This is a genomic window from Kordia periserrulae, assembly GCF_003054265.1.
In the GTDB taxonomy this organism is placed as follows: Bacteria; Bacteroidota; Bacteroidia; order Flavobacteriales; family Flavobacteriaceae; genus Kordia; species Kordia periserrulae.
The window spans coordinates 306389-319330 of the sequence record NZ_QBKT01000004.1 but is presented as its reverse complement, the minus strand read 5'-3'; the positions used below and the strand labels follow the sequence as shown (position 1 = coordinate 319330).

Sequence of the window (12942 nt, the reverse complement as noted above, 5' to 3'; positions counted from 1 at the left end):
AAAAAAAGCGCAATTTGTTCATATTGCGCTTTTTTTTGACATAAATCTGCATAAAATACACAGATGAAATTCCCTAGAAAATACACACTCAAAGAAATCGCTGAAATTATTGATTCCACTTTTGTTGGCGATGCATCTTTTCCGGTTTATGGGATGAACGAAATTCACGTTGTAGAAGAAGGTGACATCGTTTTTGTGGATCATCCAAAATACTATGACAAAGCGTTGGAATCGAAAGCGACGATTGTATTGATTAATAAGGAAGTAGCCTGTCCAGAAGGAAAAGCACTGTTAATCTCCGACGATCCTTTTCGAGATTTTAACAAACTAACGAAACATTTCAGACCGTTTAGAAACGCGTCTTCATCTATTGCACCTTCTGCAAATATTGGCGAACGCACGTTGATTCAGCCAAACTGTTTTATTGGAAACAATGTCACAATTGGGAACGACTGTTTAATTCACGCCAACGTAGCAATTTATGACAACACGGTTATTGGCAACAATGTAACGATTCATTCAGGAACGGTATTAGGAGCAGATGCTTTCTATTACAAAAAGCGTCCAGAAGGTTTCGATAAACTGCTTTCGGGTGGAAGAGTGGTCATTGAAGACAATGTAGATTTAGGAGCTTCTTGCACAATTGACAAAGGAGTTACGGGCGACACCACCATTAAAGAAGGTACTAAAATTGACAATCAAGTACATGTAGGACACGATACAGTGATTGGGGAAAAATGTTTAATCGCATCACAGACAGGCATTGCTGGTTGTGTAATTATAGAAGATGAAGTCACTATTTGGGGACAAGTAGGAATTACGAGTGGCATTACCATTGGAGCAAAAACGGTCATTTCGGCACAATCGGGTGTTAGCAAAGGTTTAGAAGGTGGAAAAAGTTATTTCGGAACTCCAGCAGACGATTTCAGAAAAAAATACAAAGAAATCGCTTCCATTCGTCAAATACCAGAACTCATCAAACGAATAGAAAAATTAGAAGAATAGTAATTTAATTAAAGTTTGTTACGATAAATATTTTCATATATCTGATTGTTAGATGATTAAGATTAATATAAAATCGAGTATTATCGTAGCTACCGAGCGAAGCTACCGAGATTCTATAAAATTTTAAGCTTTCTTAGTGTTCTCGACTGCGCTCGAACTGACAAGAGCTAATTTTTTAGTAGCTAATGATTCGTGTAATCATTTCTTATGTTAACTTAATTTAGTTTAATAAATCTATAAAAATACTTTACTAATACTTTAGAAAAAACTATTTTTGTTCAGCCAAAAAACAAATATCACATGAGCGTTTTAGTAAACAAAGATTCAAAAATAATTGTTCAAGGATTTACAGGAAGTGAAGGAACTTTCCATGCAAGTCAAATGATTGAGTACGGAACCAATGTTGTTGGTGGTGTGACTCCAGGAAAAGGTGGACAAACACACTTAGACAAGCCTGTTTTCAACACTGTTTCTGAAGCTGTTGCCCAAGTAGGAGCCGATACTACCATCATTTTTGTACCGCCAGCTTTCGCAGCTGATGCTATTATGGAAGCTGCAGATGCAGGAATTAAAGTAATTATTACCATTACTGAAGGAATTCCTGTTGCTGACATGACAAAAGTTGCTGCCTATATTAGCGACAAAGACTGTCGTTTGGTAGGTCCTAACTGTCCAGGTGTTATCACGCCAGGAGAAGCAAAAGTAGGTATCATGCCAGGATTTGTTTTCAAAGAAGGAAAAGTAGGAATCGTTTCAAAATCGGGAACGTTAACATACGAAGCTGCAGATCAAGTTGTAAAACAAGGATTAGGAATCACGACTGCCATTGGAATTGGTGGAGATCCAATTATCGGAACTACCACAAAAGAAGCGGTAGAATTACTCATCAACGACGACGCAACCGAATGTGTGGTTATGATTGGAGAAATCGGCGGGCAATTGGAAGCAGACGCTGCAAAATGGTACAAAGAAAGCGGAAGCAAAAAACCAGTAGTTGGTTTTATCGCTGGAGAAACAGCTCCAAAAGGAAGAACGATGGGACACGCAGGAGCTATTGTTGGTGGCGCAGATGATACTGCAGAAGCGAAGAAAAGAATCATGCGCGAGTGTGGAATTCACGTAGTAGATTCACCAGCAGAAATTGGTAAAAAAGTAGCAGAAGTGATGGCGTAAGCTCACTTTTTAAAATTTATATAAAGCGCATTGTCTACAAAACAGATAATGCGCTTTTTTTATGTAATTATTTAAAAATCAATATAATGAACTCTTGAATAGTGCTTATAATTTATAAATTTGAAGCAGCAATACTTTTAAATTTTTTATTTGATGCGTACTTTTAGATTGTTATTTCATTAGTGTAGAAGTTGCTAAAGAAATGACAATCATGAAAAAAAGTAAAAGCGAGTCGAAAGATTCGCTTTTTTTCTTTACACGAAATTTCATCACAAATCATTGATGCGTACCAACTTTTCTTATTAAATCAATTCTATAATGTTGATTCACAAAATATACATTTACCTTTCAATATATAATAGGCAAAAAAGTAATATATTGTCACCCGCTGTATCATAAAAAAGAGATACAAGCGTTTGTTTAACAACATAATCACTCAAAAAAATAAAATGAAAAAAATCAATCTGCTGCTGTTATTTGTGTTTACAATCACAATATTCAGTTGTAAACAAACCAACGATGGTGTTGAAGGAGCAACACAAAAAGATGCCAATGGCTATTCATACCAAACTTTTAAAAACGATCCGACAGGATTGCGTTTATATACGCTAGATAATGGTCTGAAAGTATATTTAAGCAAAAATACAGACGAGCCAAAAATTCAAACCTACATTGCGGTTCGCGCCGGTTCTACGTATGATCCTAAAGAAGCTACAGGGTTAGCACATTACTTAGAACACATGGTGTTTAAAGGAACCGACGAAATAGGAACGCTCGATTGGGAAAAAGAGAAGGAATACCTAAAACAAATCTCTGACCTTTACGAGCAACACAAAGCGGAAGCTGATCCTGAGAAAAAGAAAGCATTGTATCAAAAAATAGATAGTGTTTCTTTAATTGCGTCAAATTACAGCATCGCGAATGAATATGATAAAATGACAAGTTCATTAGGAGCAACAGGAACCAACGCATATACTTCTTTTGAGCGTACAGTATACACCAATAAAATTCCGGTAAACGAATTGGACAAGTGGCTAGCTTTGGAAAGCGAGCGTTTTAGTCAATTGGTGTTGCGTTTGTTTCATACCGAATTGGAAGCTGTTTTTGAAGAATTTAACAGAGGACAAGATAGCGATGGTAGGAAAAGCTACTTCGCGATGTTAGATGGCTTATTTCCAAAGCATCCGTATGGACAACAAACAACGATTGGGACAGGAGAGCATCTAAAAAATCCTTCTATGGTGTCCATTCACAACTATTTTGACAAATACTATGTGCCAAATAACATGGCAATGATATTGGTTGGTGATATTGATTTTGAAGAAACCATTCAAAAAGTAGCCAATACTTTTGGAAATCTTGAAAAAGAGGAAGTTACACATCCAACATTGCCTACAGAAGAGCCAATTGCGTCTCCTGTAGTAAAAGAAGTATTTGGACCAACTACTGAAAATATCTCTATTGCATTCCGTACGGAAGGAATCAATTCTAAAGATGAAAAACTGGTTACGCTTGCTGATATGATTTTGTCAAACGGAAATGCGGGTTTGATTGATTTGAATTTGAATCAACAGCAAATAGTACAATACGCAGGTAGTGGAACAAGTTTCTTAATCGATTATGGACTTCACAGATTGGTTGGATATCCAAAAGCAGGTCAAACACTAGATGATGTTAAAAATCTGCTATTAGCACAAATCGAAAAACTCAAAAAAGGGGAGTTTGAAGATTGGATGATTGAAGCCGTTGTAAACGATTTAAAATTAAGTCAAACACGTCAATATGAAAACAGTACTGCGTTGGCTAGTATGTATGTTGATGCGTTTATCCATCAAGAAGATTGGGCAGAAAGAATACAATTCTTAGACGAGTTGCGAAACATCACAAAACAAGAGTTGGTAGATTTCGCGAACAAATTCTACAAAGATAATTATGTAGTAACCTATAAGCGTAAAGGAGAAGATACGTCTATTGTAAAAGTAGAAAACCCAGGAATTACGCCTGTTAACTTAAACCGCGATAAGAGTTCAGCTTACATGCAAAAATTCAACAAAATGGAAGCTACGCCTTTGACACCAAAGTATGTGGATTTCAAATCTGAAATCAAAGAAACACAACTGACAAACGGCATCAAGGTTTCCTACATTGAAAACAAACAAAACGACTTATTCGATTTGAATATCATCTTCGATATGGGAACGGATAATGACAAAAAACTTGGTTTAGGTGTTGGTTATATGGAATACTTAGGAACAGATACATATTCGGCAGAAGAACTAAAGAAAGAGTTCTACAAATTAGGAATTGATTATTACGTAAGTACTGGCGCTGAAAAATCGTATGTAGGATTGAGAGGTTTAAAAGAAAACCTATCAGAAGGATTAAAATTATTATCTCACTTATGGAACAATGCTGTGCCAAATCAAGAAGCGTATGACAAGTATGTAGCACAGGTTTTAAAAGGGAGACAAGAAAATAAAACACGTAAAGGTGCTATTTTACAAAGTGGATTGATGAGTTACGCTAAATACGGTGAAAACTCACGTTTGCGTAATATTTTTAGCAGAAGCGAATTGCAAAACATGAGTCCGCAAGAGTTGGTAGATATTGTAAAAGAGTTCAAAAACTACGAGCAGCGTATTTTCTATTATGGAAAAGATGTTGAAGCTGCGGTTACCGCTTTAAACACACATCACAAAGTTGCTGACGAATTAAAACCATATCCACAAGCTACGGAATACACAGAGCTTGAAACGGGCGGAAATGTATATTTTGTGGATTATGACATGGTACAAGCAGAAATGATGTTTTTAGCAAAAGGAAGTCCGTTCGCACCAGAAAACATGGCAGCATCTTCGTTGTTTAACACCTATTTTGGTGCAGGATTATCTTCCATTGTATTCCAAGAAATCAGAGAATCGAAATCTTTAGCGTACTCAGCATATTCGTATTATGCGGAAGCTTCTGATAAAGACGATTCTAACTACGTAATGGCATATATAGGAACACAAGCGAACAAAATGGAGCAAGCAGTAGAAGCGATGATGACATTGATGAACGACATGCCAGAAGCCGAAGAGCAATTCAACGCAGCCAAAGAAGCAACCTTGAAAAAACTTGCGGCACAGCGTATTACAAAATCAAATATCTTTTGGACATACGAACGATTACAAAAGTTAGGTATTGACAAAGATCACCGTGAAGAAATGTACAAAGCAATTGAAAACATGACGATTGCAGACTTAAAAGAATTCTTTAACAAAAACATCAAAGGCGAAGAATACAACGTCATGGTGATTGGAAACAAAAAAGATGTAGATATGAAAGCTTTATCTAAACTTGGAAAAGTTCAAGAAATGGACGTAGATTATTTATTCAATTACGAAAAAGTACAAGACATTAAGCAATAAGCTTAAAAATGATATAAACCAAAAAGTGCTTCCAATTGGAAGCACTTTTTTTTATGGTTAAAAAATAAATTGATACATTTTCAAATCATCAAATTGACACATTAAAAAATTACCCTTTTACCTTCGTTTGCATATTTTCATTTAAAAATTTAATCATAGAATTGTAAAAATCAAAGCGGTTTTCTTGGTTTCTAAATCCGTGACCTTCGTTTTCTTTTAGCATATATTCTACTGTTACGCCGTTATCGCGTAAGGCTTTTACCATTTGGTCAGATTCTGCTTGTACCACACGCGGATCGTTGGCTCCTTGCGCAATAAACAACGCTGCTTTAATTTTATCTACATGAAAAACAGGACTATTTTGCTTCATCATGATGCTATCTTTCGTGTTTGGATCGCCTACCATTTCGTATAACATTTTCTTGTACGGTTCCCAATAAGGCGGAATAGTTTCCATAAACGTAAATAAGTTAGAAACACCTACATAATCCACAGCCGCTGCATACAAATCTGGCGTATTGGTAATTCCTGCTAAGGTTGCATAACCACCGTAACTTCCTCCGTAAATCGCGATGCGGTCTTTATCGGCAATACCTTCTTTAATCAACCATTCTACGCCATCGGTGATATCGTTTTGCATTTCCTGTCCCCATTTTTTAAACGAGCTTTCCCAAAATTTCTTTCCATAACCTGTAGAACCTCTAAAATTCATCTGTAATACCGCAAAACCTCTATTCGCTAAAAATTGTACTTCAGGATTGAATCCCCAATTATCACGCGCCCAAGGTCCACCATGTGGATTCACTACAACAGGCAAATTTTCAGCTTTTACACCTACAGGCAACGTCAAATATCCGTGAATGGTCAATCCATCTCTAGAGGTGTAGGAGATAGGTTTCATACTTGCCATGTGTTCAGAATTAATCCAAGGACTCAAATCAGCCAAATGCTTTAAATTTTCTGATTTAGTATCATAAAAATAATATGAACCTCTCGTTTTGTCGTTTCCAGCATAAATTAAAAACTTATCTTCTTCTTTATTGCTCGACGTGATATAATACTCGTTGTCTTCGCCCAATTTTTCTTCAAGCATTTTAAATAAATTCTCAGCATCCTTATCTAAAAACTTACGATTTAATTTTGCTCTTGTGTAATTGATAAACGTTGGCACTTTTCGTTTCGGAGAATAAGATATACCACCAGCATCCGCTTGTGTATCTACAAAAATTTCTTCAAATTCCTTGTTTTCTTTCAAATCGTACTTTACAACGGCAGCTTTATCTCTTCCTAAATTAGAAATCGCATACACAACATCACCGTTATTAAAGTCAAAAAATTGTGGTGATAAAGTTTGCTTAAAGTTTGTGGTAATCACTTCTTTGAACGGCTCGTCTTCAGTTGCTCTGTACATAATCGTATTATCAACGCCGTTTGTCACAGAGGCAATACGCAGTTTTCCATCATGATCGGTTTGCCAACCAGTAATATTTCCAGGGTTTTCATACAGCAATTCCATGTCGCCCGTATTAATATTCAAGCGATATGGGTCAAATACTTGTGGAATTCGTTTGTTCAGTCCGACAATCAATTCAGCTTCATTATCTTGTAAAACATCAATAATTTGCGCTCTTACACCATCAAAAGGCGTTAAGTCTTTTTCGTTACTTCCATCTTTATTTACGGCAAAAAGATGAAAATTTTCATTTCCACCCTTATCTCTCACATACACCAAACGGTCGTCACTTGCCCAAAAATAGCCAGACAAATCACGATCTTCTACACTCGTCACTCTTTTTACGTCGTCACTGCCAATTTTTTGAACGTGAATGTTCATACGGTCTTTATAAGGAGCTAAATAGGATAAAAATTCTCCATTAGGAGACAAACGGAAAGATGTTTTTTCAGAATTTTTAAAGAAATCTTCCACGGAGATTTTAGGTGCGGGTTTCATTTCAGAAAGTTCAGGTTGTTTTTTGGTTTCCTCTTTACAAGCGATAAAAAGCATCACTAAGGAAAAAAGCAGTAGTTTTTTCATGTTTTTATTTTTTGTTTGATTTGTTTCATACGACGAGAAATCAAGGTGGTTGTTACAGGTTTTTAGATATTTTTTTGAATTTATTGGAAACTCATAATTTTTATGATACATTTATAACCTATTCGATATGAATTTATTAGCATCGATTCCCTTGATAATGACGAATAATCCCAAAAGGAAGTATTGCAAACCTAACTATTCTGAGTATATTTGAATTAAATAAAAATCAACCATTACATACGTATGAAATTACTAGAAGGCAAAACAGCCATCATTACAGGCGCGAGTAGAGGAATAGGAAAAGGAATTGCAGAAGTATTTGCAGCGAACGGAGCTAATGTTGCGTTTACATACAGTTCATCTGTAGAAGCTGCAAACGAATTAGAAAAAGAATTAAACGGATTAGGCATCAAAGCCAAAGGATATCAAAGCAATGCAGCCGATTATCAACAAGCTCAAGACTTAGCTGCGGAAGTGTTGAAAGAGTTTGGCTCGATTGATGTATTGATAAATAACGCAGGAATTACAAAAGACAATTTATTGATGCGTATTTCTGAAGAAGATTTTGACAAAGTCATTGAAGTCAACCTAAAATCCGTGTTCAACATGACCAAAGCTGTGCAACGCACCATGTTAAAGCAACGCAAAGGCTCAATCATCAATATGAGTTCTGTAGTTGGAGTTAAAGGAAATGCTGGACAAACCAATTATGCGGCTTCCAAAGCAGGAATTATTGGATTTTCAAAATCTGTTGCATTGGAATTAGGTTCTCGAAACATTCGTAGCAACGTCATTGCGCCAGGCTTTATAGAAACTGAAATGACAGGTAAATTACCTGAAGATGTAGTAAAAGGTTGGAGAGAAGCCATTCCACTCAAAAGAGGAGGAACGCCAGAAGATGTTGCCAATGCATGTGTATTCCTTGCCAGTGATTTATCAGCCTATGTCACAGGACAAGTGCTGAACGTGGATGGAGGAATGTTGACATAAATATCAAAATCATAATAAAATAACGCCACTAGCATTTTTAAAGCGAATTTGGAATGATTTTAGGCGAATTACATCTTTTAACATAACACTTAACATACACAAGATGAAAAAAACTGTAGTAGCAATCATGGTATGCTTTCTGTCTTTTAGCGCAGTACAAGCACAAAATTGGGAAAAGTACAAAGCTGAAGATTTAGAATTTGTAGCCTACTATCCAAAAGAGCCTAAAAGAACCGTACAAAAAGTACCTACAGCTGTGGGCGAATTGGACATGCACATGATTATGTATTCGCCAACTTCAGGAGATGACAATGCGGTATATTCTGTAATTCGTTCTGATTATCCTGAAGAACAATTCAAAGATGCGGATGATGAATACAACAAAACAGTATTAGACGGAGCTGTAAAAGGTGCGGTGTCTAATGTAAAAGGATTTCTAGTTTTTGATCATGAAGTGAAATTTAACGGATATCCAGGTAGAAGCATCAAAATAAAAATGCAAGGCGGTTATATATACATCAATGCCTATTTGGTTGAAAACTCGATGTTTATAACGCAAGTAATTTGCTTAGAAGACAAAGATAGAAATGATAGCATTTATCGTTTTTTAAACTCTTTTGAACTGATAAAAACAAAATAAACTATTGCAAACGACAACTATCGTATATATCTGTATAGCAGTCCTAATATCGGCGCTTGTCGCGATATTTCATTACTATTACAAAACAAAAAAACGCACTAAAAAATTAGTGCTTTTTTCGTTTTTACGATTTTTAAGTGTGTTTGCTTTGTTGTTGTTAATTATCAATCCGAAATTTAAGCAAACAAGCTATTACACGGAAAAACCGATATTGACGATTGCAGTTGATAATTCTTCTTCCATTACAGAATTAGGCTATGATACGAAAGTAAATGATATTGTTACAACGCTTAAAAATTCTCAAGAATTAAATGATAAATTCGAGATTGATTCCTATACATTTTCATCAACGCTGCAAGAAAGTGATACGATTGACTTTTCAGGTGTGCAAACAAACATAAGCAAAGCACTCAAAGACCTGAACAAACTCTACAAAAACGCCATTGCACCAACAATTCTTATTACTGATGGAAATCAAACCTACGGAAACGACTATCAATTCATTTCATCCAAAATAAAGCAACCTATTTTTCCTGTGATAGCAGGCGATACCACCACTTTTGTGGATGTAAAAATAGATCAGCTCAACGCGAATAAATACGCCTATTTAAAAAATAAATTTCCTGTAGAAGTCATCGCAACCTATACAGGAAACGAAACGGTGCAAACAAATTTAGTCTTAACTGCCGATGGAAAACGCGTGGCGAGTCAAGCACTGACATTTTCACCAACAGACAATTCTAAAGTCGTCAATCTCAATATTTCGGCAACGAAAATTGGTGTACAAACCTTACGTGCAACATTAACGCCGTTAAACGAGGAAAAAAACACACAAAACAACTCACGTTATTTTGCGGTAGAAGTCATTGACCAAAAAGTGAAAATTGCCTTGGTTTCCGATATCATTCATCCCGATTTAGGCGCGATAAAGAAAAGTTTGGAAAGCAACGAATTGCGCGGTGTGGACATTTTAAAACCGAATGAAGCTTCCGGGAAACTCAATGATTATCAGTTGATTATTCTCTATCAACCAACCACAAAGTTTCAAGAAGTATATGACAATATTCAACGTTTAGAAAAAAATACCTTTACCATCACTGGAACGCAAACCGATTGGAATTTTCTAAACGATGTGCAATCCAGTTTCCGAAAAGACGACTTGGCAGAAACGGAAGAAGTACAAGGACAACTCAATTCAAACTATACAAATTTCTTAATCGAGAATATTGATTTCACAGATTATCCGCCGTTAGAAAATGCATTTGGTGACGTGGAATTTAACGTTGCACATGAAATCATTCTGACGCAAATCATTTCGGGAGTTTCCACAAATTCCGCACTCTTGGCAACATATTCCGAAGATTCCAAGCGAGCAGCAATTTTAGCGGGAGAAAATATATGGAAATGGCGCGCCAACAGCTTCTTATCGCAAGAAAACTTTATAGAATTTGATACCTTTTTAGGGAAATTGGTGCAATATTTAGCATCTAACAAAAAGCGAGAACGTTTAACAGTGGGTTATGAATCGTTCTATTACGGAAATCGAGAAATTCAATTGACAGCACAATATTTCAATCCGTCGTATGAATTTGATTCAAATGCCAATCTCACCGCAATCATCAAAAACACAGAAACAGACGAAACCACCACATATCCAATGTTGCTCAATGCTGGTTTTTACACGGTCGATTTAAACAATTTGCCGCCAGCATCCTACACATTTACGGTTCGCGCCGAAGGAAAAAATATCAGCAAATCAGGTAGTTTTAAGATTTTAGAATTTGACATCGAAAAACAATTCTTAAACGCAGATACACCACGTTTACAATCGATTGCAACAAAAACTGACGGAAAAGCATTTCACATTGATGACAATCCAGAAAAACTTATAAATTCTTTGCTAAACGATCAACGTTTCAAAACCATTGAAAAAAGTAACGAAAAGGTCGTATCTTTGATAGATTGGAAATATTTGCTAGCTTTCATAGCGCTATTACTTGCGCTGGAATGGTTTTCAAGGAAGTATTATGGACTTATCTAATTAGAATCAAGAATATAGAGTCAAGACATATTGAAAAAACAACAAACAGAAGAAGAACAAAAAACAAAATAATCAAAAACTAAAAGAAAAATGGACAAATTACCCAAAATCGGAATTCCCGTATTAATCATTATCATCATAGCAATCATTGCCATCGCAAAGTCTGCCGTTACTATTGATGCAGGTCACGCAGCAGTTTTATACAAAACATTAGGAAATGGTGTAGATTCTGAAGAAGCTGCATTGCAACCAGGATTTCACCTAATTGCACCGTGGAACCGCGTGATTGACTATGAAACGCGTTTACAAGAAGTGCCAGAAACCATGTCTGTATTATCATCAAATGGTTTGGATATTGAATTAGACGCTTCTGTACAGTACATGCCAGATATCAATAATTTAGGAAGATTGCACAACGAAAAAGGAGAAAGTTATTTAAAACGTGTGTTACAACCAGCAGTACGAAGTGCGGCAAGAAGCGTTGTAGGACGTTATACACCAGAGCAGTTATATTCTAGTAAGCGTGATGCAATTCAAAATGAAATCTTTGAAGAAACAAAGAAAATTGTAGAAGATCAATACATCATTTTGGAAAGAGTATTGATTAGAGATGTAAAATTACCACCAACCATTAAGCAAGCGATTGAGCGTAAACTAAAGCAAGAGCAAGAATCGTTGGAATATGAGTTTAGACTCGTAACAGCGCAAAAAGAAGCAGAAAAAGTACGTATTGAAGCGCAAGGTAAAGCAGACGCGAACCGAATTTTAAGTGCGTCACTAACGGATAAAATTCTACAAGACAAAGGAATTGAAGCAACGTTAAAAATGTCTGAATCACCAAATAGCAAAGTTATTGTAATTGGTTCTGGAGACAGCGGATTGCCAATCATTCTTGGAAATCAATAAAGAAAGTACACATATCAAATAAAAAAGGGAAACTGGCTTAAAGTTTCCCTTTTTAGTTGTAAGTAATTTTAGGTAAGGAGTAAGCTATCATTCAATTAGCTAACTACAATCTTAAATATTTTAAAAAATCTAACAAATCTAAAAATCTAAATAGTCTAGATAAATCTACTTCTTAGAGCCCAATCGTTTGCTAAAATCAGTATCGCTGCCTTTCTTCAAAACGGTTGCTTGTCCTTTCCAGTCGTCGCGTTCAATGCGACCTGGGAAAAAGGAAATCAATTCGGTAACAGTTTGCATATCTTCAGGTGAAAATTTACTAATCTGCTCAAAGGTGTAAATTCCGATAGCATTCAATTTATCTTCAATAAAAGGCCCAATACCTTTAATACGCTTCAAATCATCTTTTTGAGAAGCATCTGCCACACCAAAACTATCAAAATTCAACGGTGAATTCTCAATATCAACCTCGATTGTATTTTCTGAATCAACTGCTCTTCCGGAGCGTTCACGTGTTTTCCGAGCACGTACACCATGAGAAGGGGCATAATTGGTATTGATATATTCGTCTTTTGTTTTGGACTTTTCCGCAGCAAGTAACTTTTCAAACTTTCGTCGTGTATTGCGTTTTCCAAAAATCCAGCCAATCAAAAAACAACCAAATCCTATCAAGAATACTACAATATATTCCCAAGTTGATGTCGGTACAAAATTTTCTAAAAATAAAAAAGGCATAAAAATAAGG

9 protein-coding genes are annotated in these 12942 nt (G+C 35.9%); 7 read left to right on the top strand and 2 right to left on the bottom strand.

The window, feature by feature from the left end; genetic code table 11:
• The first annotated feature begins 63 nt into the window (after positions 1-63).
• From C8N46_RS10255 to C8N46_RS10245, 3 genes are all read left to right on the top strand, one after another.
• Positions 64-1005: a UDP-3-O-(3-hydroxymyristoyl)glucosamine N-acyltransferase gene (locus C8N46_RS10255; RefSeq protein ID WP_108114802.1), complete on the top strand. Its 942-nt coding sequence runs from the start codon at positions 64-66 to the stop codon at positions 1003-1005.
• Positions 1006-1305: 300 nt separating this feature from the next.
• Positions 1306-2178 carry a succinate--CoA ligase subunit alpha gene (sucD, locus tag C8N46_RS10250; protein WP_108114801.1) on the top strand — a complete coding sequence of 291 codons (873 nt, stop codon included), beginning with the start codon at positions 1306-1308 and terminating at the stop codon, positions 2176-2178.
• Positions 2179-2627: 449 nt separating this feature from the next.
• Positions 2628-5588, top strand: a complete 2961-nt coding sequence (locus C8N46_RS10245; RefSeq protein WP_108114800.1) for a M16 family metallopeptidase — start codon at positions 2628-2630, stop codon at positions 5586-5588.
• 109 nt (positions 5589-5697) lie between these two features.
• Here C8N46_RS10245 and C8N46_RS10240 read toward each other — a convergent pair whose 3' ends face one another.
• Positions 5698-7623, bottom strand: coding sequence for a S9 family peptidase (locus C8N46_RS10240; protein ID WP_108114974.1), 1926 nt, complete (start codon positions 7621-7623; stop codon positions 5698-5700).
• A 243-nt stretch (positions 7624-7866) separates the two neighbouring features.
• Between C8N46_RS10240 and fabG the strand changes: the two genes are divergently transcribed.
• From fabG to C8N46_RS10220, 4 genes are all read left to right on the top strand, one after another.
• Positions 7867-8613 carry a 3-oxoacyl-[acyl-carrier-protein] reductase gene (gene fabG, locus C8N46_RS10235; RefSeq protein ID WP_108114799.1) on the top strand — a complete coding sequence of 249 codons (747 nt, stop codon included), beginning with the start codon at positions 7867-7869 and terminating at the stop codon, positions 8611-8613.
• Between the two features lie 103 nt (positions 8614-8716).
• The gene (locus C8N46_RS10230; RefSeq protein ID WP_108114798.1) at positions 8717-9253 is read left to right on the top strand and encodes a hypothetical protein; all 537 of its coding nucleotides are present in this window, start codon (positions 8717-8719) and stop codon (positions 9251-9253) included.
• Positions 9254-9362: 109 nt separating this feature from the next.
• The gene (locus C8N46_RS10225; protein WP_108114973.1) at positions 9363-11294 is read left to right on the top strand and encodes a hypothetical protein; all 1932 of its coding nucleotides are present in this window, start codon (positions 9363-9365) and stop codon (positions 11292-11294) included.
• 90 nt (positions 11295-11384) lie between these two features.
• A complete protein-coding gene (locus C8N46_RS10220) occupies positions 11385-12200 on the top strand; it encodes a prohibitin family protein (protein ID WP_108114797.1) in 816 nt (271 codons plus the stop codon).
• A gap of 165 nt (positions 12201-12365) precedes the next feature.
• On the opposite strand, the gene C8N46_RS10215 is transcribed toward C8N46_RS10220, so the two are convergent.
• Positions 12366-12932, bottom strand: coding sequence for a hypothetical protein (locus tag C8N46_RS10215; RefSeq protein WP_108114796.1), 567 nt, complete (start codon positions 12930-12932; stop codon positions 12366-12368).
• Positions 12933-12942 lie beyond the last annotated feature (10 nt).

Coding starts and splice junctions, on each gene's coding strand:
- C8N46_RS10255 (WP_108114802.1), top strand. CDS start 64: ATGAAATTCCCTAGAAAATACACACTCAAAGAAATCGCTGAAATTATT.
- sucD (WP_108114801.1), top strand. CDS start 1,306: ATGAGCGTTTTAGTAAACAAAGATTCAAAAATAATTGTTCAAGGATTT.
- C8N46_RS10245 (WP_108114800.1), top strand. CDS start 2,628: ATGAAAAAAATCAATCTGCTGCTGTTATTTGTGTTTACAATCACAATA.
- C8N46_RS10240 (WP_108114974.1), bottom strand. CDS start 7,623: ATGAAAAAACTACTGCTTTTTTCCTTAGTGATGCTTTTTATCGCTTGT.
- fabG (WP_108114799.1), top strand. CDS start 7,867: ATGAAATTACTAGAAGGCAAAACAGCCATCATTACAGGCGCGAGTAGA.
- C8N46_RS10230 (WP_108114798.1), top strand. CDS start 8,717: ATGAAAAAAACTGTAGTAGCAATCATGGTATGCTTTCTGTCTTTTAGC.
- C8N46_RS10220 (WP_108114797.1), top strand. CDS start 11,385: ATGGACAAATTACCCAAAATCGGAATTCCCGTATTAATCATTATCATC.
- C8N46_RS10215 (WP_108114796.1), bottom strand. CDS start 12,932: ATGCCTTTTTTATTTTTAGAAAATTTTGTACCGACATCAACTTGGGAA.